This window comes from Mucilaginibacter sp. UYP27, from assembly GCF_040547175.1.
Taxonomy (GTDB): Bacteria; Bacteroidota; Bacteroidia; order Sphingobacteriales; family Sphingobacteriaceae; genus Mucilaginibacter.
In genome coordinates this window covers 418,681-443,035 of sequence record NZ_JBEPPE010000001.1, presented here as the reverse complement: position 1 = coordinate 443,035, position 24,355 = coordinate 418,681, and the positions used below count along the sequence as shown (strand labels likewise).

Sequence of the window (24,355 nt, the reverse complement as noted above, 5' to 3'; positions counted from 1 at the left end):
TAGAAAAGCCGCTGATAATTCAGCGGCTTTTTCGTGCTGTCCCACTTTTTATAACAAGGTGCAAGACGTTTTTGTAATTGATTGATACTTACGCATTTGTAATTTAACAATTTATGATTTAACTTCAATAAAAGTTGCAACTAAACGCAGTAAGTGATTGTTAATTAAATGACTATGTGTTTTGTGCCCCTGTCTCATAGTGAGACAGAGTGGGACAGGGTAAGACAGTGAGACAGAATGGGACAGTGACCCAGCTAACCCGTCCTGAAAAAAGTTTACACTTTTGGTTGTTAATACTGTTGTTGATTGTCAGTCTAAGCTTGTCGAAGACCTCTGCACTTTACCAATGGGTTGCCATGCCCAAAATGCTAAATGCTTTCCTTCATCATTCAGCCTTCAAAATTCATTATTCAATATTAACGCCGCCTATGTGTAACGATAATCAATCTTACCTTATCCTATTAGCACTCACCCCCTCATTAGTCATCTTAACTGGTTTGATCAACCCATCTTTATCAAAGATCATTTTATCGATGCAGGTTACGCGGTGGTTGCCATCTGTTTCGGTAAGGGGGCGTCGGTGGTAAATAATGTACCATTCATCTTTGCCCGGCACTTGTACCACCGAGTGGTGGCCTGCTCCAGTAGCTATTGCAGGGTCTTGCTTTAATACCACGCCAATTTTTTTGAAGGGGCCGTTTATGCTGTTACTTACGGCGTAAGCTACCTGGTAATCGGGGCCTGTCCAGCCTCCTTCGCTCCACATAAAGTAATATTTCCCCTTACGGATAAACATAATTGGGCCTTCTACGTAACCCTGCGGGGTAATCTCTTTAAAGATCTTTCCATCGGCAGCAGGTTCAACGCCCGTAAAATCGCTTTTTAGCTTTGCGATGTTGCAATGGCCCCATCCGCCATAGATAATGTAATACTGGCCGTCGGTATCTTTAAACACAAACTGGTCTATAGGCTGCGCGCCATTCACTATCTTATCAATAAGTGGTTTGCCTAAATAATCCTTAAAAGGGCCTTCAGGCTTATTGGCCACAGCCACGCCAATGCCACCGTATTCTTTATCGCTTTGGATATCATTAGCCCCGAAGAAGAAATAATATTTGCCGCCTTTTTGCACAATGGCAGGTGCCCACATTGCGCGTTTAGCCCATTTTACGTTTGATGAATCGAGCACGTTATCGTGCTTGGTCCAGTTCACCAGATCGGGCGAGGAAAAAGCATCAAAATGCACCTGTTTGTTATACTTGTCAGAGTACGTAGGGTAAACCCAGTACTGCTTGCCAAAAATAGTAGCTTCAGGGTCGGCGTACCAGCCCTGGGCTATGGGGTTGCCAGATGTTTTCTTAATAGATTTTTGCGCGTATGCCGCCTGCAATATAAACGCAGGGAGCAATAATAGTATAATAGATTTTCTCATAAGCTTATTTAAACACGGCCACAATATAGCCAACCATTTCCCTAATCCGGGTGTTCCATTTGCCCATAGCCTCTGTACCGGGCACAAAATCGGTAGGCATCACAGTGCCATAATTGATAATATAATCGGAAGGGTATGGCACAACATCCAGCCCCGCCTTTTTATAGATGAACATTGCCCTGCGCATATGGTAGGCGGATGTTATTAACAAATATGGAGGCTTTAACCCGGCCTTTTGTATTAACTTCTTGGAGAACGCGGCATTCTCCATGGTATTGCGCGCTTTGCCATCTAACAGTACCAGGCTATCGGCAATATTTAATTTTTTAAGCTCCTGCCCAACAAATTTCGCCTCGCTGAAGCCGTCGGGATTAAGATCCGAATTACCGCCGCTAAAAAGCAGGTGCGTGGCGGTGCCTTTTTCAAGTAATTTTACCGCGGTGTAGTAACGGTCGGCAGCGCCGTTAAAATGTCCTTCACCTTTTTTATCTTCAGATACAAAGCCACCCAAAAATATAGCCGCGCTGTAGGTTTTTGCAGGTGCATCATAAGCTTCGATATCCCAAATGTTTGCCACTAAATTAGCCGTAAACCTGTTGCCAAAAAACCAGAATATCGCGATAGCAAAAATTAAAGCCTTACGCTTGCTGGTTTTATCTTTTGCAAATAATGCGTAAAGTAGCAGGCAAAATACCCAGGTGAAGGGCAAAATAAATACGTAAAGTAGTTTAGAAAGGGCGTAAACCATTTGCAATTAATGTAAGCGCAAATTAATTTAATTTTTTTGAAAGCCGCATGTAACCCGTTTTATTATATATGCGTCTAACCAGATGTGATGGTGATGGCCCGAGATATTTAAGTATATCCGGGCTTTTTTATGCTTTAAAATCCTTAAGTGCATTATGCTGCTTACATGTGTAAATACCAGATATGTGGTATTGTGAGCGGGATATTATTCCTGTTAATTAGTGGTGTTAAAACCTAAAAAATAAATAATCACTCACTAAATTTTAAGCACAATGAAAAAGATCTTTACTATCGCATTCGTCATCCTGGCCGGTTTTGCTACAAAATCACACGCGCAGGGTTTTAAACTTGGTTTAGGCCTTGAGGGCGCTTTGCCATTAGGCTCGTTAAAAAATTATTATAATGTTGGTGGAGGTTTAACCATCCGTGGTGCCTTCAGTATTGACGATGCAAGCGCTGTAACCATTACAACGGGCGCTATTGCGTTTATCCCTAAAGATCTATCTAACGTAGGTATTGACACAAAAGCACAATTAAACATCCCGGTTAAAGCCGGTTATAAATACAACGTTGGGGGCCCAGTTTATGTTATCGCCGAGGCTGGTGCAACCATTATAAGATCGTACTATAGCGATGCTAACGGCGACCTGCAATCAATAGGCAGCACGCATTTTACCTATGCGCCGGGTGTTGGTGTTAACCTGGGTGGTTTTGATGCCAGCATAAGGTACGAGGGTTACCAGGGCCAGGGCTTTATGGGCTTACGCGTCGGCTTCAATTTCTAAAATAAATAGCTGTTAAGCAAAACAAAAAATCAACGATTAATAAGGCCGCTCATTTATTGGGCGGCTTTATTAATTTATACTTATTTTTAGTGGAGATAATTTGCCCACTATGCGTAAAATACCGGTAGCTATTGTTGATGATAAGCAATTGCTTCGCGAAGCTTTATTAAACAATATCTCGTACTATACCGAGATAGATGTAGTGCTGCAGGCCTGCAATGGCGCTAACTTTTTAGATGCATTAAAAGGCCTTAGCCCCGAACAACTGCCGCAGGTTGTGTTGATGGATATCGAAATGCCTGTAATGGATGGGATCGAGGCCGTAATCATAGCCAAAGACCGCTACCCGGATATGCATTTTTTAATGCTCACCGTTTTTGATGACGACGATAAATTATTCGAGGCGATCAAAGCAGGGGCAAGCGGATATTTACTTAAGGACGAAAAGGTGTCTAACATTGTAAAAGCCATAGCCGAAATTGTGCACGAAGGTGGTGTGCCGATGTCGCCACGAATAGCGCGTAAAGCCCTGGCCATGCTACGGAACAAACCAGATGTGGTAGAAGAGCCCAAACCCGAAATTGACCACACCCTCTCCACCCGCGAAATGGAGATCCTGAACCTTATTGTTGACGGGCTAAATTACCAGGAAATAGGCGAGCGGTTATTCATCAGCCCCCACACGGTACGAAAACACATTGCCAATATTTACGATAAACTGCACGTAAGCAATAAGGCATCTGCCATAAAATTCGCTACCGGTAAAAAGTGGTTTAGTTAAGAAGGTTGCGTACCTACGGCACGCAAGATTTTTATCCGTAGATTTCTACAAAGCGTTAGCTCCTAACGGAGCATTTTTTTGTATAGATATGTCAACTTTAAAGTATCCACAACTTTATCATAGATTTTTGGGTTATTGCTTCATGAAGGTCAGGTAAAGAACTTTTTTCTTCGCTTTCCAATTTTGCGAATAAGCAAGATTGTTAAGCCTCTTAGAGACTACCGCTTTGTAACAAAGCAAGTAAACATGTTTTGCTCCGTAGGGGCTACCCTAACAAAAAAGGAATTAAAAGACAAAGCGGCAACCTTATGCAGATTGCCGCTTTGCTTTATCTTATTTAACGCTAAAACTATACTTTAACATTTTCCATGCCGTACTGCCTCAGCACATCGGCGGGTACGCCCACCCATTTGTTGGGGGTGTTACCTACGTAACCAATATCCTTAGTGCCCATTTCACTGCTCCAGAAACCGGAAGCTGTAAGGTCGCGCATGCGGTTAAAAAAGGCCACGCCCTGCGCCATTTCTGGTTTTGCTTTAGCCGGGTAGGCTATCTCATCCAATATCTGTGTTTTTTGGGTAGTGCTGCATTTAATAAATGTGTTGCTATACCGGTTTAAACATTGCAGGTCCAGCCATTTTAAACCGCCACGCATGGGCAGTTTGTGGCTTGGAATGTCCTTTACAATAAACTCTATAAACTCGGGCACCTTGGCATCTGATGCACTGCCCGAATGGGCATCCTTAGGGATAATAATATCGGCAAGCATGGTGATGGTAGCCATTTCGTGGTCATCAAAATACTTTTCGTCCTTTAATTTACTTTCCCGTTCCACTTCATATGCCTGCCTGCCGGGTACAGCTTCTGCTTTGGCGTTTGCATTTTCAGTTTTTTTATCGCCGGGCTTACAGCCACCCAGGAATAAACTGGTTGATAGTGTTCCTAAACCTATTGCTTTGAGGGAGTCGCGTCTGTTCATGATGCCTTATACATTAAGTTTTTTACGTTCCTGAATTATATACTCTGCGGTGCGCATGCTTAGGGCCAATATGGTCCAGGTAGCATTTTTATCGCCCTGCTGCACAAATGGCGCGGCATCAACCACAAAAAGGTTTTTACAATCGTGCGCCTGGCACCATTTGTTCAGTGCCGATTTTTTTGGGTCGTCGCCCATACGTACGGTGCCAACTTCGTGGATGATCTTGCCCGGTGCTTCTAAACCGTAGTTAGTATCTTTGCCCTGCATGGTACCATAAATAGCGCCCATGTTGTGCAATACTTCCTCAAAGGTTTCCTGCATATGTTTGGCCTGGTTTATCTCGTCGTTAGTCCATTTGTAATTGAAACGCAGCACCGGGATGCCGTATTTATCAACCACCCCGTTAGGGTCAATCTCGCAATAATTATCGGCACGGGCTATGGCAGTACCACGACCGGCCATGCCAACCTGTGTGCCATAAAAACGGCGGTAATCATCTTTTAAGCCTGCGCCATAACCGCCGCCATCTTTCTTTTTACCATCGCGGCCCGGTACAGCGCCGTTCATGTCTTGTATGCCACCACCAAAACCGTACGATGGCATGTGCATGCCGCCGCCATATTCGATGTGGTAACCACGCGGGAAGTCCAGTTTTTTGTTATCTAACCACCAGGGCGAATAAATGTGCACACTGCCCACGCCATCTTCGTTATAACGTTTGCGGTCCATCAGTTGCGGAAGGAAACCACCCGCGCCTGATCCGGTAGAATCATGCAGGTATTTGCCCACTACACCACTGCTGTTAGCCAGGCCACCCGGGTGTGCTGCCGACTTTGAGTTTAACAGTATCCGTGCCGATTCGCCCGCGCTTGCACCAAGTATCACTGTTTTGGCGTTTACCTGGTATTCCTGCAAATCATCCTTATTTACGTATGATACGCCGGTTGCAACACCATCCTTATTAGTGATAACCTCGCGCACCATGGCGTTTGTAATTACTTTTAAGTTGCCGGTTTTCATGGCCGGGATAACCAGGCAGGATGATGCCGAAAAATCGCCGTAAACCTTGCAAGAGCGGCCACATTGCCCGCAAAAGAAACAAGCGCCACGGTCTTTATTATTCGGTAACGCCTCGGTTAGTACCGAGCCGCGGCCCGTAATAACTTTTACGCCTGCTTTGCTTGCGCCTTGTTTAATAAAAAGCTCATTTAAACGTGGCTTTGGCGGCGGCAGGAAAATGCCATCGGGTTCGCTTTCTATATTTTCTACCGTGCCGTAAATGCCTATCATACGGTCAACCTTATCGTAGTAAGGCTTAAGCTCGTCATAGGTTATAGGCCATGGGTCGGTAAGGCCATCTTTTGGTTTAAAATCTTCGGGGCCCATCCGTAACGAGATCCTTCCCCAGTGATTGGTACGGCCACCCAGCATGCGCGAACGGAACCAGGCAAATTCAGTACCATCTTTTTGGGTGTAAGGTTCGCCCTCCAGTTCCCAGCCGCCGTAGGCAGCATCAAAATCGCCAAAAGGGCGGGTGGTGCCCGCGCCGCGGCGTGCAGATTCCCATGCCCATTTTAACTGGTGCGAATCTGTTTTGGGGTCGAAGTAGGCACCTGCTTCCAGCATTAAAACCTTAATGCCTGCATTTGCCAAAACGTAGCCGGCCATACCGCCGCCCGCGCCCGAGCCCACAACCACTACATCGTAGGTTTCGGTTGTTTTCTTGATCTGTATCTCTTCCATTAATATACTATATGTCGAACTATAAAATATTTGCGTTGATGATCTACAGTTGTTTCAGCGTGATGTTCTTAAATGCTACGTCCGCGCCGTGAGATTGTAAAGCGATGCGGCCTTTTGGGTAAGCTGCAAAGTCTTTCCAGGTTTTAAACTTGCTGTTGTTCAGCATTTCGGTCCACTCGGGGCCGCCTATCTGTACATCAACAGTTTGTTTACCATTAAGCCAAAAAGTCAGGTGGCCTTTATCTTTACGGATCTTGGCCGTGTTCCACTGACCTGCAGGTTTCGCTGCATCAGCAGGGGCTGCCTTTAAATCGTATAACGAACCTGCAAGGTGGCTCGGCTTTTTATTGTCTTCGGCTTTTACGTTATCTAATACCTGCATCTCGATACCCGAAAGGTAGGTAGCGCCTAAAGCAGGGTCTTCGTGCACGCCAAAAATGATACCGCTGTTACCGCCTTCTGCAATTTTCCAATCAACAGAAAGTTCATAATTTTCGTACTCGCCATCGGTTACCAAATCGGCTGAATGCGGTGCTTTAGGGTCAAACTGCAAAGCGCCGTCTACAACGCTCCATGGGCCTGCGTCTTTTTGCAAATAAGCATGCCAGCCTGTGGTTGTTTTGCCATCAAATAACTTGGTTTGTGCCATAGTGGTGTACTGTAACGCTGCAATAGCAAGCGTGCTCAAGATCAATTTTTTCATTAGATGTTTTTTTAGCAGCGTAGGGGCGCTACGTGTAAATTTTAGAAAGCTAAATGTAGGATTTATTTTTATTGATGCTATATCAACGTAAACATCAATCAAAAATTTTACAGATGCAGAAGGAGTAAGGGGGCCGATAGTGCCTAATCCTTATGAAACAGGAAGTTCAACCCCGATGCTATGCCGAACTGCACATAAGCGTAGCTATCCTCAAAGTAGATGTTATAATCGTCCTGCCCGCGGTAACCGCCGCCCACCATAAACGATACATTTTGCATAAATGGGAATTGGTAGTAATATTTAAGCCCGGCGTTGAACCGCTTCTTTAAATTGAGCGCGCCGTAGCCATTGTACTTATCAGCTATATAAGTAAAATCGAACTGGATGCGCTGCCAATTTTTAAAGTCGGATTTTTTTGGATCGATGTCGTCCTGGTATTTTTTGGCTATATTATATATATAGCCGCCATTTACGCGCACAAATCCATAACGCCCGGGCAAGCCTACTGCCGTACCCGACTGGCCGAATAATCCGCGGTGGACCTCTACACCCAACGTGCTATAATGGTTGTCAATGGTATTTGCCTTATCTATCCGTTTACCAATAGTGTAGTTTGCCGAAAGGAAATCAGTACTAAACTTGCCGCTATCGCGGTTAAAGCCGCCATTAGGTTTAAGTGTTGGCCCGCGAATGCCGTTGGAGTGGTGGGTGTATGATAATTGTAAAAACTGCGGTTTGTAAGGGTCGCGGTTTAGCCTGTAGTATAAATTACCGCTGGGCATATAGCTTGGCGATTTCACAGGCTCGCCGTTTGCTTTTAGTAACCGAAGTTTCACCCTTGTAGAAATATCAAAAAAGAAACGCGACTTAGCGCTGTTTAACATTACAAAGTGCGCGTTAATATCGCCCACCAGCATGGTTTTTACAGGCTGGAAAAGCTCCTGCCCAAAAAAGGATGGCTTTAAATTTTGTACGTAAATATTATTGAACGCTCGGTTAACAATACGATTGGCAACCTTGCCGGTATCTATAGGGCTAACTATTGTAGTATCGACAGAGGCATAAGTCTTGCCCGATGTTGCCACAAATAGGAATAAAAAAAAGAAGAGCGCTTTAGTAAAGTGTTTAAACATATATCAACGAAACCTAATAAATGATTTACTTAGAAAATAGTTTTTCTTAATAGCAATTTAGAGTGCGGTTTATAAGGTTTCAAAAATACATGATACCACATCATAATAAAGTAAACATGCATAAAACAACAAAATTGTTTACCTTGCATGCTCATCTTTAATAATATAAGTGACTTTTCAGGATTTTAATTTCAACGAACAGCTTTTAGAAGGCGTTTTGAGCATGGGGTACACTACTCCAACTCCTATCCAGGCAATGGCCATCCCGGCTATTTTAAATGGCGACGACCTTATAGCCTGCGCACAAACAGGCACCGGCAAAACAGCATCATATTTGCTGCCGGTTCTAAATTATATATGTAACACGCATAAGCACCATACCACAGCCCTTATACTTGCCCCAACGCGCGAGCTTGCCCAGCAGATTGACCAGCAGGTAGAAGGCCTTGCCTATTTTACGGGCGTAAGCTCGCAGGCGATTTTTGGTGGTGGCGATGGTATGGCTTACGAGCAGCAACGCCGTGGCATCCAAAATAACGTAAACATCATTATTGCCACCCCGGGCAGGCTTATTGCCCACCTTACATCGGGCGTGTTAAAGTTTAATGATATCACGCATTTGGTATTAGACGAGGCCGACCGCATGCTCGATATGGGGTTCTCTGATGATATTATGCGTATTATAGGTTATCTGCCTAAAAAACGCCAAACGCTTTTGTTCTCAGCTACCATGCCGGGCAGGATCCGTACGCTGGCCAAGGCTATTTTGACAGATCCGCAGCAAATAAACATTGCCATATCGCAACCTGCGGCAGGTATCGACCAGCAGATCTACAAATTGCATGACGGGCAGAAAACGCCTTTGTTAAAAATGCTTTTGAAAGATGGCGGCTACTTAAGCTCAATCATTTTTGCATCCCGTAAGGAAATTGTAAAATCGCTTTATAAAGAGTTGAAGTCGGCCCATATTAGTGTGGCCGCTTTTCACTCAGACCTTCAACAGAACGAGCGCGAAGAGATCCTTCTAAAATTCAAGAACAAACAATTGCCTGTAATAATTGGTACCGATGCATTATCGCGCGGTATTGATGTGGAGGGTATTGACCTGGTGGTGAACTACGACGTACCCGGCGACCCCGAAGATTATGTACACCGTATTGGCCGTACCGCACGCGCCGCATCTAAAGGTACGGCGATAACCTTTGTGAATAACCGCGACCTAAAACGTTTAAAAAGCATTGAGGACCTGATAGAGAGACCGATCGCTCTTAAAGAACTGCCTGAGGTGTTGCAAAGTATTGAGGCGCCGCCACGCGAAGATCGCCCGCATGGTTCTGCATCCGGCCAGCGCAGGGACGGTCAACGCAACCCAAAACGCTTTGGTAATAAGAAGCCACCGCGCCCGGCTTCAAATTAAACCTTTTAAAAAATAGCTGGTCTATTTGTTTTGTATAGTCAATGCGTTACATTTACACAAACCAAATTAAACAAACCAGATAATGACATCAAGACGTTCGTTCCTGAAAAGCACCGCGGTGCTTTCGGCCGGCCTGCTATTGGCACCAGAATTATATGCAGCCCATAAAAAGAGATATGTGGGCGTACAGCTTTACACCGTGCGCGATGCAATGGCTAAAGACCCAATTGCTACACTTGCCAAAGTTGCTAAAGTAGGCTTTAACTCGGTTGAAGGCGCTACTTATACCGGCACGCAAAAGTTCTACGGAATGGAGCCTGCCGAATTTAAAAAGGTATTGGGCGATAATGGCCTTATTATGCCAAGCGGGCACTTTATGCTGGGCGAAGGTATGCCAACCGCTAAAGGCACCATAAGCAACGAATGGCAAAAAGCTGTTGACGACGCTGCTGCTGTAGGCCTTAAGTATATGGTTTGCGCATATTTGTTAGACAGCGAGCGCGGCACACTTGATCATTATAAAGAAACTGCCGAAAAATTGAATAAAGCAGGCGAAATAGCAAAAAAAGCAGGCATCCAGCTTTGTTACCATAACCACGATTTTGAATTTGCATCGCAGGATGGTAAATACCCGTATGATGTATTGCTGAACACCACCGATGCCGACCTGGTAAAAATGGAGATGGATATTTACTGGATGTACAAAGCCAAGCAAGACCCTATCGCTATGTTTAAAAAACACCCGGGCCGTTTCCCGTTATGGCACGTAAAGGATATGGATAAAACGCCAAAACAAATGTTTACCGAAGTAGGTAACGGTGTTATCCCTTTCAAAACCATTTTCCCGCATGCTAAAAAGGCGGGCTTAAAATACTTTTTCAACGAGCAGGATATTTGCCCGGGCGATCCGTTCGTGAGTATCACCCAAAGCTACAACTACATAAAGGCGAATAAATTTCACGTTTAGGTTAAGGAAGCAATATAACAAGAATTAAGATACAAGAAAGCCCGGTCACATAAGCAGCCGGGCTTCTTGTGTTATAAAAACCCCGTCATTGCGAGCGATAGCGTGGCAATCCCCTACTTACAGGGCCATAGATTGGTTTATTGCGAATTGCCACGCTATTATCGCTTAAAAGCAATGACGCGTGGATCTTTGGGACTCTACACCACCTTTATCCCATATTTGGTCAACAATCCCTCCAGCCCCGCCATGGCGAAAACCGCTTTTTTAAGGTTGTTCAGTTCCGGGTCCAGGATGATGTTGTAGGAGGTTGCGAAATTTACGGACGAAAGATCGCTGCGGTTAAAAACAGTTTCGAGCAGGTCGCATTCGTCAAAAACGGAACCGTTTAAATTAGTTTGGGTAAAGCTTACTTCTTTTAATGACGAGCGTTTAAATTTGGTCTTCACCATTTTTTTACCCGCGAAGGAAGCATAATCTAAAATACAATTATCAAACCCAACGCCAAACAAGAAATCCTCGCTTTTGCTAAAGTTTACGCCCATTATTTTACACGCTTTAAATGTGATATCGTTAAGGGTGGAGGAGTCAAATTGCATCATAGACAGGTTGCATTCCTCGAAAGTGCAATCCAAAAACTTATTGCGGCCAAAATTGCTGTTGCTAAAATCGCAGTTGCGGAACGTACAGCTTTGAAACTCTTTATGGTTTACAACAGCGCCGGTAAGCACCATTTTATCGAAGGCTTTATCGTCGTAATGTGGTTGGGTAAACATGGGTTAAAGGTAAGGTTTTGCTGAAAATGGAAGGGGTGAAGCAGTCAAAAATTTCTCCACAACGTTAGTTTGGAGTGAGAAGAAATAACACAGATTAAAAAATTGTCAGCCTGAGCTTGTCGAAGACATAAGCACGCAAAGGCTTTACACCATGACAATCGCGTAGTTCTACTCACCCCGCGACACTACGTGCGCGACCCTCTCTGCTACGCAAAGAGGGTGAGAAGAGAATACCAATTCTTAAACCCTCTTTGCGCCAGCGAAGAGAGGGTGGTCGAGCGAAGCAATGACCGGGTGAGTAAGATCACGAATGGACAGGCCAACTACTGCTTATTGCCCCCTTCCTATTATGGTCAGACAGGCTCTCCATACCATTCTTACAAAACCCTATTCACCTGCCCCGCCACATCAGCAATCACCTCTGCCGATTTAATGATGCGCTCGTGCCCGGCACCGCTGTAGTTTTTGGTTTTAATGGAGGGATGGGCTTTTAAAAATGTTTGCAGGTAGGCATTGGGCAGCATGGCATCCTGCTCGTCATAGGCCAGCCAATGGTTTAGCGTGTCGTCAAACTTATACAATTTCTGCATGGCATATTCTGACGGGTAAACACCGTAGCGGGAATTAAAATCGTCAAGGAAAGTTTGCTGCGCAGCATCCGGTACACCAACCGCTGTCATACTCCTCATAAAGTTCTCCTGCAATAAAATAAATGGCGCGATGCTGATAAGCAGTTTTGGAGTAATACCCAGATCGGTTAATGCCGATACATTAGCCATCGTTCCAAAGGAATGGCCAATAGCGATATCCGGTTCGCCTGTTTTGGCAATCACAGCTTTAACCGCATTGGCAAATAGTAAAAGGTTAGACAAGTCGCCATCTGAACTGCCGTTTGCAGGCGCATCAAACGCTACGATCTGCAAGGCTGGGTTTTCCTTTAAGGCGATTATCATGCCATCAAAATCGGCCGCTTTTGAGCCCCAGCCGTGGCTTAGTAAAACGCGGGTATCACCATTACCCCATTTAAAGCCATTTACCTGTAATTGCTTATGGGTAAAATATGGATCGTCGACAACCACGCTAAACTTTTCGGCTTCGCTCATAAGCTGTTCCTGCTGTAAGCGCAAGGGCATTTTTGGCGGGTAGCAAATCAGCTGCCATAATATGGTATTAAGTTCTTCGGGTTTATTTTCGGCTATCAGGGTTTTAACGTCCTGTATAATTTGCTTCAATTTTTTCATATGGTAGATAGCTATTCAAAGCTATAAATTAAAATAGAACCGATAGTGGTAAATTATATAAGTTTACACTATATCTAACAAGCCGCATTTACGTATATGAAGCAAATATTAAAAATTGTGGGTGTTATTGTGCCGTTATTGGTTGTGTTACTTTTGCTTGCTTCATTGTTAACGGTGTTGAAAGCTCCAACCTATCATTTATGGTTGCTGGCCATAGCCGTGACCGAATTCCCGCTGATATTTATTGGGATCACAAGCGTGCTGTTAATTGCCTGCGTTTGGGTAGAAAAGTATCAGTCGGTTTCTACTGTTGCAGGATTATTGGCGCTGATGCTGTTTGTATCGCCCATTATCAGGGCATACATGGTGGCATCATCGCTTAAGCAAAACTTTAATACCGCATTCGGGCCGGGCAGCACCATCATCAAAGGGGATAATGACCAAAGCCCGTTCAGCTTTTTTAAACTGTTTAGTACTGCCGATAACTCTGTCGTAAACAATACATTAACGTATAGCGATAATTTAACGCTCGACTATTACCCCGCGCAATTTGGAGGTAAAAGGCCTTGCATAATTGTAGTACACGGGGGCTCATGGAGCAGCGGCGATAGCAGGCAACTGCCCGAACTGAATACTTATTTAGCAAAGGCCGGGTACAATGTGGCGTCTATCAATTACCGGCTTGCGCCAAAATACGAGGCACCACTGGCCATTGACGATGTTGGGCAGGCGTTTACTTATCTGCGACAAAATGCAGATAAGCTGAACATCGATACCGATAATTTTGTGCTTTTAGGCCGCTCTGCAGGGGCACAAATTGCCCTCTTATCGGCTTATAACCGCCCTCAAAACGGCCTGAAAGGTGTCGTTAATTTTTATGGGCCGGCAGATATGGTTTGGGGGTATTCGAAACCGGCAAGCAAGCTGGTGATGGACTCGCGCGGGGTGATGGAGCGTTACCTGGGCGGTACTTATATGGCCGTGCCCGAAAAATACCTCGCCAGTTCGCCAATTGAATTTGTAACCAAAGCGACTTTACCAACGCTTACTATACATGGCGGCAACGATGTGCTGGTATCGCCAATACACAGCCAAAAATTGGATGCTAAACTTACCCAAAACGGTGTAAAGCATTACAACCTTGTTTTGCCCTGGGCCACCCACGGGTTCGATTATAACCTGAACGGGCCGGGCGGGCAACTATCTACCTATGTGGTAGAACGGTTTATAAACACCGTTTGCAAGTAAACAATATTTAATTTATTAATTATTTTGTTCATTTATTTTGCTTTTTACTTAAAAATACCAGTATAACTTTTATTTTTACAATAAGAGATTTGCTAACCAATGAATAATTTTAATATTCTTTTTTATTCGGCCCCTAATCCGATGTGGGTATTTGACATCATTACCTTGCAAATATTGGAGGTGAATAATGCTGCCGTTACTGCTTATGGTTACAGCAAACAACAATTTCTAAGTAAAACAATTAAAGATCTTCGGCCCCCGGAAGATATGCAACTTGTAGAGAAAATAATTTCGGAGATAAAAACGGATCAAACATACTTTCGGGAATTTAGGCACCAGGATAGCTGCGGCAGGACATTCGATGTAGAAATCATGTCGTATGCTATGATTTTCGATGAAAGGCAAGTAAGGCTGGTTGTCACTCAAAATATTGAGGAGAAAAAGGCGATAGCCGGCAAGCTAAAATTTACACAGCACAAGTTGAGCCGTATGCTCGAAACCACCAGCATTGGGTTTTTTCAGGTAGACCATAACTCGATAGTAACCTACTGGAACCGCGCTGCCGAAGGATTAATAGGATATAACCGCAAGTACGTTTTGGGCAAAAATCTATGGGATGTATTCCCTGAAGCCATTGATACTGATTTTTATTCCAGGTATCAGCAAGCGATAAAAGAGCGCCGGAACGAAGAGTTTATTTCTTATTTCTGGCCTATTCAAAAATGGTTTACTGTAATTATATACTATGTTGAAGAAGGTGTAATTATACACTTCAGGGATATAACCGAAAGTAAAATTTACGAAGAACAGCTACTGGACAAAATTGTGAGATTAAAAGAAGTATCTCATTTAAATTCGCATTATCTGCGTAAACCTGTTGCCAGTTTACTTGGGTTAGCCGACCTGATTACTAACTCATTAATTAGCAATGACGAAATTAAAATGGCTGCTGGCTACATCAAAGAATGCAGCCTTGAACTTGACGCTGTTTTACGCAAGGTAAATAACAAGGTAAATAATGAATTGGAACCAGTTGCCTATGAGGAGATCAGAAACTTCTCTTTAAATAAAGCATTAGGGCAGGTTATTGCAGAGGTGCAAAAGCAATTCACTGTGCATACCATTGTTTTAAACAGCAAAGAAAACGTTACTTGTTATGGCAACGAGCATAGTATTGCAGTGGCAGTAAAACAACTATTATACAATGCCATAAATTTTTCACCTTCTGCAAGCAGGGTCGAGGTTTGCCTTGAGGTGGTGAGTAAAAATGCAATCGTATCTGTACGGGATTTTGGTATAGGGATAGATAGCCAAACCCTTAACCGCATTTTTATGAGTTTTATTAACAAAAGCGTTGCTGAAGAATTAGGGACAGGTTTAAGTAAAGTGTCAGATGTAGCTTTAAGGCACAATGGAAACGTATGGGTAGAAAGCAAGCCCGGTAAAGGTGCAACATTTAGCATGCGGCTCCCAATGTCTAACATTGGCGTTTACAAGCAAATTGGAAACACAAACTTTTCTGATTACCAAGGGGCCGGTATGTTGGTAACATATGATGAGCCGTTAGCCTGTATCGTATCTGAGTGGGAGGGTTTTCACAGTTTACACACCATAAAAACCGGATGCCTTAAGTTGTTGAACTTGGTTGTAGATAAACAGGCCAAATTTATCTTAAACGATAACATAAAAGTAATAGGTACCTGGAACGATGCTGTAGAATGGGTTGCTAATGAATTTTTTCCAATGCTACAAAATGCGGGCGTTACACACATAGCTTGGGTTTACTCGTCAAGCACGTTTAGCAGGCTCTCGGCAGATATGACCATAGCTAATCTTAATGGCAATATCGTAGTTGCAACATTCGAAGACAGTGCTATTGCAAAACAATGGTTGCACAAAATGAGTAAGACCTACAATCCTGAATAATAATCATAACCCTTTTCTGCCCAATAATCTGGCGGGCGCTGGTTGCTGAAGGTAATGGTGCCGATGCGTTTAAGGTTTTTGATGCCGTACTTTACCGGGATGATGAGGCGGAGGGGTTCGCCATGTTTTGGCATAAGGGGTTGGTTGTTCATTTCATATGCCAATAGGGTTTGCGGGTGCAGGGCGCTTGGCATATCTATCCCTACGTAGTACTTTTTATCCGGCGTAGCCATGCCTACGTATTCCAGTTGGGTTTGGTCGGCCAGTTTAAAGTGGTCCATAAAATCGATGAACTTAACACCGCCCCAATGCGAGATCTGGTCCCAGCCTTCCACGCATTTAAAATCGTAGATGATCTCGGTTTTTGGGAGTGCCTTTAGTTCATCTAAGGTGATCTTCATCACCTCGCCCGATTGCTTTTTTACCTGTAGCATCCACCCGTCTACATCTATGGCGTCTTTTATACCAACGCCGCTATTATAGCGCACCACTTTTGCCGCTCGTTCTTTAGGGTAAGTTTTTACCAGGCTGTTATTGCTAAATACCCTGCGGAAGGCAAGCTCTGTTTTATTTAAAGCCCTGCGCAATGGCGCCTTTGCCCCGGCAGTAGCCGTACGCATTTCTTTAGGCGAATTTTTAAGCCAGTTCCAGCCACCGTAGGCCGCGCCCGACATGACTGCGAACGTACCGAACGAAATGAACGTACGCCTGTTTATTTTCTGCTCGGTAGTGAGCGGCTTTTTTGGCTTTTTACTTTTCATTGCTTATGGTCGGTTTAATAATATGTTTTGGCTGATCGTTTACTACCTCGAAACCGGTAACAACCGATTGGAAGTTTCGCCACCCGGCAAGCACCACCTGTACTACATGGATGATAAAGAAAAATACGTAGCCAATGGTGAGCACAAAATGTTCTATCCGTGCGGCGTGGTAACCGCCGCAAAGCCAGGTGATGGTATTAAACTGTACGGGTTTGTAAATAGCCAGCCCGGTTATCAGCGAGCCGAACCCCATAATAATGATAGCGGTATAGGCTATCCGCTGCGCGGCATTATATTTTTTTTGCGGCGGCGCCATGTTGCGGATATGCAGATCGTGAAGCAATACCAGCCACGCCTCTTTAAACGAATTGCGCTTGGGAACCAACTCCCGCCACTGGCCGGAGATGAGGGTGTATAGCACATATACCACACCATTTATAGCAAAGAACCACATAAAAAGAAAGTGGAAAGCCATGCCCTCTGCCAAACGGCCTGGTATGTTAAGCGCGTCGTTAAACCATTTGGGGAAGAACCTGAAAAACGTTTGACCAAAAAAGCCAAATGTATAAGTATCGTTAGCCCAGTAAATGAGCATACCGCTCCAGATCATAATGGTGAGGATCGGGAAGTTTACCCAATGTGTCCACCGCATGGCTAAAGAATGTTTCTCTTTTATCGCTTTCATTATCTATATAAAAATAGCATTAAATATTGATGCCGAATTAATTACTTGCAGTAACCGTTTGCGGAAACGCCAAACGGGTTGCAGCAGATATTTGGCCTGTCTGCATGTTCTGTATAAACCCGATCAGCTCCCAGCCTTGTGCCGAAAAATTCTTTGGTAAGGCAATGCTGGCCTCGCCGGTTTTAATGTTCCCTATCGGGATAGTTTGTAATTTGTTTACGATCTGGATGTGTTGCAGCGTACGGCCGCCGTTCTCGCCGCTTTTAACAACCGAAGTGGCATTCTTTTGTACCAAGGCCAACACCAAAGCCGAGTTGGCTGATGCGCCTTCGGTATCGTATTTTACCGTCGCCTTATCTTTACCGGCCGTTAATCCCGTTAGGGTAATTTGTGTTTTTGAAGCACTCGCCAAACTTGTGCGGATGGCGTTACGCAAGGTGCCTTGTGCCGAGCCTACAAATTCGGTGCGGCCGTTTACAATGGCCTGAGGCGTATAAACGCCGCTTAATTTCAGCCAGCCTGCATAAGTGCTTTGTCGTTTGCTAAAATCGGCACTGCTAAAAACGTCCTTCCAGCCCAAGCGGTTCCAGTAATCTACATGGTAGGCCAATATATAAACGGGTTTGCCGGCAGTCTCCTTTTGTACACGGGCAACCAATTCATCTGCTGATGGGCAACTGGAGCAGCCTTCGGAAGTAAATAGTTCCACTACCGCGAAGCCTTTATCGTCGCCGTTGGTAACAATGGGTTTGCCTGATCTTGCAAAGCTTGCGAACAGCAACCCTGCAATGGCAATGCAACTAATGGCGCTAAATATTTTTATCTTTTTCATGGATGGATGCGTTTTTATGGGCTTAGTCGGTACGCCGATCAAATCCTTACAAATAATATTACATTTATAAATGCGCCTTGTTTATATACGTAAGGTACGGCAAATAAATTTTGTAAGGATATTGATGAAATACCGACTAACATGACAGATTTATAAATGGACATGACAGAACAAGGGCCAGATACCCACCAGCTCGACCCGCATAATTGGGTAAAAAACCACGCTGACTATTTATATAGGTACACCATTACCCGTGTAAGCGATGAAGAACAAGCCCGCGACCTGGTTCAGGAAACTTTTCTGTCGGCGTTGCAGGGCTTGGAGAAGTTTGCCGGCAAAAGTTCGGAACGGACGTGGCTAACTGCCATCCTGAAGAACAAAATTATAGACACCTACAGGAAAAAATCATCCGGCTTAAAAATAGCCGGAGTTGATAAGGCCGAGGCCGAGCAACAGGATTTTTTTAATGCTGATGACGGGCACTGGACAAAAGAACATGCCCCGCAAAACTTTGGGATAGACAGCGCGGATATACTAATGAACAAGGAGTTTAACCAGATCCTTAAACGGTGTATGAATAAACTGCCCGCGCTGTGGCTTTCCGTTTTTACCATGAAGCATATGGACGACGAGGCTACCGACTTTGTTTGCGCCGAACTGAACATCAGCACATCAAACTACTGGGTAATTATTCACCGGGCAAAACTTAACCTGAGGGCATGCCTTCAAAAAAACTGGATGTAGATATGAGCGATTTGAAAAGTATTATATACAACTGCAGGCAAGCCACCTTTTTAATAGAGAAGCGCATGCTGAGCAAACTAACCTTTAGGGAACGGATAGAATTACGCATACACCTTGCCGGGTGTGATGTTTGTACAATTTATGTTAAACAAAGCCAAAAGATAAACGATATGGTAAAACAGTTACTTAAAAGCGATACCAATACTGCTGTGCATTTAGATGAAAGTTTTAAAGAGGCCATGCAGGAGCAGATAGAAGAAAAGCTAAATAAAAATTAAATTGTTTGTAAGGTTAGTTTAATGGCTCCGACAAAGGGGTAAATTAAAAAACTAAAAACAGATGAAAACTTACAACAGAAATCAAAGGTCGGCCTTTTCGGCTATGCTGCTTACTGCAGTTGTCGCTTTATTTTTTAGTGTCAACGTGAATGCCCTCTCGGTTAACCGGGCTATCAACCACAATACTGCCGCTATTGATACCGGCAAAATGAAGACGAAGGAAGATAAGATGAAGATGAAAAAGAAAAAAGCCGCCAAAATGGACAAGAAAGTGGAAGACGACAAGATGAAGGAAGATAAGATGGGTAGTAAAATGTAATTAAGGTGTGTTTTGTGTATGAAAAGTTGGGGGAGCTAAAATCCCCCTTCTTTTTTTTAAATAATTTAATCAGATATGAAAAAGTATATACTTTTAGTGTTGGGGTTTATGTGTGCTGCACAGGTAATGGCGCAAACAGGTTTAAAAAAGGGCGACCCCGCACCACCGTTTACAGCTAAAGATAACACCGGCAAAACGGTAGATCTGAAAGCGTTGCTTAAATTAAACAAAGCCGTGGTGTTGTTTTTTTACCGCGGCCAGTGGTGCCCGTATTGCAATAAGCAAATGCAGCACATACAGGATTCATTGCAGTTATTAACAGGCAAAGGCGCTTATGTAATTGGCGTAACACCCGAAACAGACGAGAACATTAAAACCACTGTTGCTAAAACCAAGGCAACGTATTCTATAGTGCAAGATAAAGGGTACAACATCATGAAAAGCTACGGCGTAAAATATGTGATGGAAGATGCCACGGTTAAAAAGTACCAGGGCTACGGTTTAGACATGACCAAAGCTAACGGCAATGCCGAAAACGTACTGCCGGTGCCTGCAACCTATGTAATAAACAGCGCGGGCAAAATAGAATTTGTCCATTTTGATAAGGATTATAGCAAGCGCGCATCTGTAAAAGATATTTTGGCTGTGCTTTAAACAAAGCAACTTATTTCTTAATTTGCCTTGGGTTGTGTAAGACGCCCGGGCATTTCTAGTTCATGAACATGAAAAAACTATTGATACTACTTATACTATGTTCGGGTGCTGCCATGGCGCAGGAAAAAAATCAGCAAACGCTTAAGTTTGCTATCGTGGGCGATGTGGTGAAAGAATCTGTGATCACCATGGATTCGCTGAAGCAATACACCATAAGCGCTATCGGGGATATAAAAGTAACCGACCATACCGGGGCGTTCAAGCACCAGGATGATGAGCTGAAAGGCATCCTACTCAAGGATGTATTATCGCACACAAGAATTAAAACAACCAGCCCCAAATTGCTGAGCCGTTTTTACTTTGTTTGCACCGGCGCAGATGGTTACAAAGTAGTTTACTCCTGGAACGAACTGTATAATACCACTGTTGGCAACCATGTGTACATCATTATGGAGAAAAACGGTATCAAGGCGGATAAAATGCCCGAGAGCATGCAGATGACATCCGCCAACGATTTTAAAACGGGGCGCAGGTATTTGCACAACTTGGACAAGATCGTGGTGAGCCAAGTGCAATAGATAAGTGTTAAGTCAAAAGTTAAAAAAGGCTGTTGGTAAAGCTTGTTTTAACATCATTGCCGTTGGCTTTAGCCATCGGATCAGAGCAGGAAGTAAATGGCTTTAGCCCAACTAAATTAACTGGTTAACCAAAGCCACCCCTTTTTAACCTGCTATTCCGCCCCATAAATGGGCGGCAATTAAAGAAGTTTAATCAAGCTATCTCCAATTCATACTCACTAATGCCATCCAATTCCTGCGGGTTATGGCTTACGATGAGTGTTGTTGAGCCAAGTTCTGTAAACACGCCTTGTAGATCTTTTATCAATGCCGATTTCATTTTGATGTCGAGGGCAGAGAAGGGCTCATCCATCAGCAATAACTTTGGTTTGATAGCCAGTGCCCGGAGGATTGCCAGCCGCTGCTGTTGCCCGCCGGAAAGGTGATTGGGTTTATGGTCGGCAAAAGTTTCTAATCCGCCAATGGTTAAAAGGCGGTCTATCCATTGCGCATCTTTAGTAGCGTATTCAAGATGTTCCTTTATCGTCATGTTCGGAAACAGCGCGTAATCCTGGAAAACGAAACCGATGTTTCTTTGCTGTGGCGATATGTTTATCTTCTGCCCCGCATCAAACCAAATATTATTTACTGTTTTAATCGTGCCGATATCAGGTGTTATCAACCCCGCCAACATTTTTAAAAATGTAGTTTTCCCCGCGCCGGACGGGCCGGTGATACGGGTGATGCTGCCGGGTTTAAAGTCCTTCTTTATCCGCAGTACCTGCAAGCCGTCGTAGGCCTTCAGCTTTTTTTCGATGTTTACCGCTATCATTCTAAAGGGCTTTTTGCCTGGTATTTATTGTAAATAAAAACACTCAACACCATCACAAAGGTAATGGCAAACAAGATAAGCGAATAGTTATTGGCGGCGGTGTAATCCATCTGCTCTACTGAATCATAAACCGCGATAGATGCCACCCGCGTAACGCCGGGGATGTTGCCGCCTATCATCAGCACTACACCAAATTCGCCCAGGGTATGGGCAAAAGTTAAAACGGCTGCTGTTAGTAATGATGGTTTGATGTTGGGCAACAAAACGTATCTAAAAGTTTGCCACTGCGATTTACCCAGCGTATAAGATGCCTGCGCCAATGATGTTGGCAATTGCTGAAACGCCGATTTAACCGGGCTGATCATAAATGGCATACTGTAAATTACCGACGCCAGCACCAGCCCCTGAAACGAGAATACAAACTGCACGTCAAACGTTTGTTGCAGCCAATGCCCCAACCCCCGCTGCGGACTAAATGCCAATAGCAAATAAAAGCCCAAAACAGAAGGCGGCAGCACCAAAGGCATGGTAATAATAGCTTCTATAATTATCTTGAATAACGACCGCTTTTTGGACAACCACCAAGCCAGGGGCAAACCGATGAGCAGCAATATCAGGGTGGTGATTGCCGCTAACTTGAGGGTGAGCCAAATGGGTGACAGGTCCATACGTTATAGGGTGTGGTAACCGTAAGCTTTAAATATTTTTTTAGCTGCCGGGCTTAATATATACTGATAAAATTTTTCAGCCGCGGGTTTGCCCTTGGCGTTTTTGAGCACCACCATCGCCTGCTCAATCGGTTCGTAATCTTTCGGGCTCACGGTTTTGTAATATAGCGGCACTTTATTATTTGCATCTTTAATAAGGGCTAACGTGGAAAACCCAGTCTGCACAACACCTGTAGTGATATAGGTATTTACCTGCGTGATGCTTTCGCCAAAAACCATCTTTGGTTGCAGTTTATCATAAATGCCGGCCTTGGTTAAAGCCTGCATGGCAGCTTTGCCGTAAGGCGCAATGGCCGGGTTACCAATGGCTATTTTTTTCAAATTTTGATTCAGAAGTAGCTTAATCCAATTGGTGAAGTTTAATTTTTGGGTGCTGCAGATAATAAGCACACCTTGCGCGTAAACTATGCTGTTTTTAAGTGTCAAACCATCCTTTTGCAAAGCCTCGGGAAACGCTCTATCCGCAGACATAAATACATCGTAAGGCGCACCGTTGCGAATTTGGGTGCTCAGGTTGCCCGATGAGCCGGAGATAACATCTATGTCTATTTTTGTGCGCGTTTTAAAATCGCGTTTCAGATCTTTCATTACCAGCTGCAGGTTGGCGGCGATAGCCACCGTTATTTTTTGGGCATCGGCAACACCTGCGGACAAGCCCCAGAGAATGAAAAGCAACGAAAACGTTTTAGTGAATAGTTTCATCGGTGGCAATGTGTTGTTCCACAAAATACGCATTATTGCAACATCGGTACAAATGTTAAATGATAATCCAAATACCTTACATTTGTTTAGCGTTGGCCGCCAATTGTAAACGCTTTCTGTAAACCATCATCAATTCAAATGAAAAGAATTATCACCCTCTTGCTGGTTATTGCTGCCGGCATATTTAATTCAAACTCGCAAGCCCCAAAATTCATCACTGTTAAAGGCAAAGAAGTTATAGGCACCGATGGCAAGCCATTTTTAATGCGTGGTACAAACCTGGGCAACTGGCTGGTGCCCGAGGGTTATATGTTTAAGTTTAAAAAGGTCAATTCGCAACGTTTGATAAACGAGGCGTTAACCGAACTGGTTGGGCCGGAAGAAATGAAACTGTTTTGGCGAACTTTCCAGGACACCTACATCACCGAAGCGGATATCAAATTCCTAAAAGCATCGGGTATGAACTCTATCCGCATCCCGTTCAACTATAAGCTTTTTACTTACGAGGACTACATGGGGCAGAACAACCCAAACCGTGGGTTCGAACTGCTGGACAGGGTGCTTGGCTGGTGTAAAAAGGCAGACCTTTATGTTATACTGGATATGCATTGCGCGCCCGCTGGCCAAACCGGCGATAATATAGACGATGGCAACGGCTACCCGTTCCTGTTCACCAGCGCGTCAAGCCGTAAACTTACTGCTGATATCTGGCGCAAAATTGCAAATCATTACAAGAACGAAACCATTATTATGGGGTACGATCTGTTGAATGAACCCATAGCCCATTACTTTGATGTAAAGGCCATAAACCCACATTTAGAACCAACTTATAAGCAAATAACCGAGGCAGTACGCTCGGTTGATAAAAACCACATTGTATTTATTGGCGGCGCGCAGTGGGACAGCAATTTCAAGATCTTCGGTAAGCCGTTCGACAGTAAGAGTGTGTACACCTTCCACAAATATTGGACGGAAGTTAAGCAAGACGTTATACAGGAATACATGGACTACCGCGACAAATACAATGTACCCATCTACGTTGGCGAAACCGGCGAGAACGAAGATGCCTGGGTAAAAGATTTCCGCATCCTGTGCGAAAAGAACCGCATTGGCTGGCATTACTGGCCATACAAAAAGTTGGATAACTTAAAGGGCATTATCAGTTTTAATGTGCCCAATGGTTACGAAGATATCATCAACTATACCGAAAAGGATCGCGGCAGTTTCGAGAACATCCGTAAGGCAGCTCCCGCAGATCGTGAAAAGATACGCAAAGCCTTATGGGCATTTTTAGAGAACAGTAAATTTGTGAATTGCATCCCCAACAAAGGGTATATAGAGGCATTGGGGTTGAAGGTACCGGCTAAACAAAATTAATTAACATATAT

General features: G+C 44.1%; 26 protein-coding genes. 12 read left to right on the top strand and 14 right to left on the bottom strand.

The annotated features are described in order from the left end of the window. Positions 1-448: 448 nt before the first annotated feature. Together ABIB39_RS01945 and ABIB39_RS01940 are read right to left on the bottom strand one after the other, a co-directional pair. Positions 449-1,432: a glycoside hydrolase family 43 protein gene (locus ABIB39_RS01945; RefSeq protein ID WP_354426918.1), complete on the bottom strand. Its 984-nt coding sequence runs from the start codon at positions 1,430-1,432 to the stop codon at positions 449-451. Positions 1,433-1,436: 4 nt separating this feature from the next. Continuing rightward, positions 1,437-2,180, bottom strand: coding sequence for a YdcF family protein (locus tag ABIB39_RS01940; RefSeq protein ID WP_354426917.1), 744 nt, complete (start codon positions 2,178-2,180; stop codon positions 1,437-1,439). A 271-nt stretch (positions 2,181-2,451) separates the two neighbouring features. Here ABIB39_RS01940 and ABIB39_RS01935 point away from each other — a divergent pair, with 271 nt between their 5' ends. Together ABIB39_RS01935 and ABIB39_RS01930 are read left to right on the top strand one after the other, a co-directional pair. Continuing rightward, positions 2,452-2,964 (top strand): outer membrane beta-barrel protein, encoded by a 513-nt coding sequence (locus ABIB39_RS01935; protein WP_354426916.1) that lies wholly within the window; start codon positions 2,452-2,454, stop codon positions 2,962-2,964. A gap of 109 nt (positions 2,965-3,073) precedes the next feature. Next, on the top strand, positions 3,074-3,745 hold the full coding sequence (locus tag ABIB39_RS01930; RefSeq protein WP_354426915.1) for a response regulator transcription factor: 672 nt from the start codon (positions 3,074-3,076) through the stop codon (positions 3,743-3,745). A gap of 349 nt (positions 3,746-4,094) precedes the next feature. On the opposite strand, the gene ABIB39_RS01925 is transcribed toward ABIB39_RS01930, so the two are convergent. The 4 genes from ABIB39_RS01925 to ABIB39_RS01910 all read right to left on the bottom strand — a co-directional run bounded on the left by ABIB39_RS01925 (position 4,095) and on the right by ABIB39_RS01910 (position 8,303). Next, positions 4,095-4,724 (bottom strand): gluconate 2-dehydrogenase subunit 3 family protein, encoded by a 630-nt coding sequence (locus tag ABIB39_RS01925; RefSeq protein ID WP_354426914.1) that lies wholly within the window; start codon positions 4,722-4,724, stop codon positions 4,095-4,097. Between the two features lie 6 nt (positions 4,725-4,730). Beyond that, positions 4,731-6,467 carry a GMC oxidoreductase gene (locus ABIB39_RS01920; RefSeq protein ID WP_354426913.1) on the bottom strand — a complete coding sequence of 579 codons (1,737 nt, stop codon included), beginning with the start codon at positions 6,465-6,467 and terminating at the stop codon, positions 4,731-4,733. 43 nt (positions 6,468-6,510) lie between these two features. Then, positions 6,511-7,170, bottom strand: coding sequence for a 3-keto-disaccharide hydrolase (locus tag ABIB39_RS01915; protein ID WP_354426912.1), 660 nt, complete (start codon positions 7,168-7,170; stop codon positions 6,511-6,513). Between the two features lie 143 nt (positions 7,171-7,313). Next, entirely contained in the window at positions 7,314-8,303 is a 990-nt protein-coding gene (locus ABIB39_RS01910; RefSeq protein WP_354426911.1) for a hypothetical protein, read from the bottom strand. A gap of 169 nt (positions 8,304-8,472) precedes the next feature. Between ABIB39_RS01910 and ABIB39_RS01905 the strand changes: the two genes are divergently transcribed. Further along, positions 8,473-9,720 carry a DEAD/DEAH box helicase gene (locus tag ABIB39_RS01905; RefSeq protein WP_354426910.1) on the top strand — a complete coding sequence of 416 codons (1,248 nt, stop codon included), beginning with the start codon at positions 8,473-8,475 and terminating at the stop codon, positions 9,718-9,720. 82 nt (positions 9,721-9,802) lie between these two features. After that, a complete protein-coding gene (locus ABIB39_RS01900) occupies positions 9,803-10,687 on the top strand; it encodes a TIM barrel protein (protein ID WP_354426909.1) in 885 nt (294 codons plus the stop codon). 197 nt (positions 10,688-10,884) lie between these two features. Here ABIB39_RS01900 and ABIB39_RS01895 read toward each other — a convergent pair whose 3' ends face one another. Then, a complete protein-coding gene (locus ABIB39_RS01895; protein ID WP_354426908.1) occupies positions 10,885-11,460 on the bottom strand; it encodes a pentapeptide repeat-containing protein in 576 nt (191 codons plus the stop codon). Positions 11,461-11,837: 377 nt separating this feature from the next. Next, positions 11,838-12,701: an alpha/beta fold hydrolase gene (locus tag ABIB39_RS01890; protein ID WP_354426907.1), complete on the bottom strand. Its 864-nt coding sequence runs from the start codon at positions 12,699-12,701 to the stop codon at positions 11,838-11,840. A 96-nt stretch (positions 12,702-12,797) separates the two neighbouring features. Here ABIB39_RS01890 and ABIB39_RS01885 point away from each other — a divergent pair, with 96 nt between their 5' ends. Then, a complete protein-coding gene (locus ABIB39_RS01885) occupies positions 12,798-13,949 on the top strand; it encodes an alpha/beta hydrolase fold domain-containing protein (RefSeq protein WP_354426906.1) in 1,152 nt (383 codons plus the stop codon). A gap of 99 nt (positions 13,950-14,048) precedes the next feature. Continuing rightward, positions 14,049-15,875 carry a PAS domain S-box protein gene (locus ABIB39_RS01880; protein ID WP_354426905.1) on the top strand — a complete coding sequence of 609 codons (1,827 nt, stop codon included), beginning with the start codon at positions 14,049-14,051 and terminating at the stop codon, positions 15,873-15,875. On the opposite strand, the gene ABIB39_RS01875 is transcribed toward ABIB39_RS01880, so the two are convergent. Genes ABIB39_RS01875 through ABIB39_RS01865 form a run of 3 tightly spaced genes read right to left on the bottom strand, consistent with a single transcriptional unit; the run spans position 15,860 to position 18,153 of the window. After that, a complete protein-coding gene (locus tag ABIB39_RS01875) occupies positions 15,860-16,636 on the bottom strand; it encodes a molybdopterin-dependent oxidoreductase (RefSeq protein WP_354426904.1) in 777 nt (258 codons plus the stop codon). The genes ABIB39_RS01880 and ABIB39_RS01875 overlap by 16 nt on opposite strands. Beyond that, a complete protein-coding gene (locus ABIB39_RS01870) occupies positions 16,626-17,321 on the bottom strand; it encodes a cytochrome b/b6 domain-containing protein (protein WP_354426903.1) in 696 nt (231 codons plus the stop codon). The genes ABIB39_RS01875 and ABIB39_RS01870 overlap by 11 nt, the downstream gene beginning before the upstream one ends. A 37-nt stretch (positions 17,322-17,358) precedes the next feature. Further along, positions 17,359-18,153 carry a DUF1223 domain-containing protein gene (locus ABIB39_RS01865; RefSeq protein ID WP_354426902.1) on the bottom strand — a complete coding sequence of 265 codons (795 nt, stop codon included), beginning with the start codon at positions 18,151-18,153 and terminating at the stop codon, positions 17,359-17,361. A 156-nt stretch (positions 18,154-18,309) separates the two neighbouring features. On the opposite strand from ABIB39_RS01865, the gene ABIB39_RS01860 reads away from it, so the two are divergent. From ABIB39_RS01860 to ABIB39_RS01840, 5 genes are all read left to right on the top strand, one after another. Next, positions 18,310-18,897 (top strand): sigma-70 family RNA polymerase sigma factor, encoded by a 588-nt coding sequence (locus tag ABIB39_RS01860; protein ID WP_354426901.1) that lies wholly within the window; start codon positions 18,310-18,312, stop codon positions 18,895-18,897. Then, positions 18,873-19,175, top strand: a complete 303-nt coding sequence (locus ABIB39_RS01855; protein ID WP_354426900.1) for a zf-HC2 domain-containing protein — start codon at positions 18,873-18,875, stop codon at positions 19,173-19,175. The genes ABIB39_RS01860 and ABIB39_RS01855 overlap by 25 nt, the downstream gene beginning before the upstream one ends. 61 nt (positions 19,176-19,236) lie before the next feature. Then, complete coding sequence (locus ABIB39_RS01850; protein ID WP_354426899.1) at positions 19,237-19,494, top strand: hypothetical protein; 258 nt, start codon at positions 19,237-19,239, stop codon at positions 19,492-19,494. 75 nt (positions 19,495-19,569) lie between these two features. Then, positions 19,570-20,148: a peroxiredoxin-like family protein gene (locus ABIB39_RS01845; RefSeq protein ID WP_354426897.1), complete on the top strand. Its 579-nt coding sequence runs from the start codon at positions 19,570-19,572 to the stop codon at positions 20,146-20,148. Between the two features lie 68 nt (positions 20,149-20,216). Further along, the gene (locus tag ABIB39_RS01840; protein WP_354426896.1) at positions 20,217-20,726 is read left to right on the top strand and encodes a hypothetical protein; all 510 of its coding nucleotides are present in this window, start codon (positions 20,217-20,219) and stop codon (positions 20,724-20,726) included. A gap of 193 nt (positions 20,727-20,919) precedes the next feature. Here the strand turns inward: ABIB39_RS01840 and ABIB39_RS01835 are convergent, their stop codons facing one another. The 3 genes from ABIB39_RS01835 to modA are packed head-to-tail and all read right to left on the bottom strand — an operon-like array spanning position 20,920 to position 22,967. After that, positions 20,920-21,537 (bottom strand): ATP-binding cassette domain-containing protein, encoded by a 618-nt coding sequence (locus ABIB39_RS01835; protein ID WP_354426895.1) that lies wholly within the window; start codon positions 21,535-21,537, stop codon positions 20,920-20,922. Continuing rightward, positions 21,534-22,205 carry a molybdate ABC transporter permease subunit gene (modB, locus tag ABIB39_RS01830; protein WP_354426894.1) on the bottom strand — a complete coding sequence of 224 codons (672 nt, stop codon included), beginning with the start codon at positions 22,203-22,205 and terminating at the stop codon, positions 21,534-21,536. Before modB ends, ABIB39_RS01835 begins: the two co-directional genes overlap by 4 nt. Positions 22,206-22,208: 3 nt before the next feature. Next, positions 22,209-22,967 (bottom strand): molybdate ABC transporter substrate-binding protein, encoded by a 759-nt coding sequence (modA, locus tag ABIB39_RS01825; RefSeq protein WP_354426893.1) that lies wholly within the window; start codon positions 22,965-22,967, stop codon positions 22,209-22,211. A gap of 138 nt (positions 22,968-23,105) precedes the next feature. Between modA and ABIB39_RS01820 the strand changes: the two genes are divergently transcribed. After that, positions 23,106-24,344 (top strand): glycoside hydrolase family 5 protein, encoded by a 1,239-nt coding sequence (locus tag ABIB39_RS01820; protein WP_354426892.1) that lies wholly within the window; start codon positions 23,106-23,108, stop codon positions 24,342-24,344. Positions 24,345-24,355 lie beyond the last annotated feature (11 nt).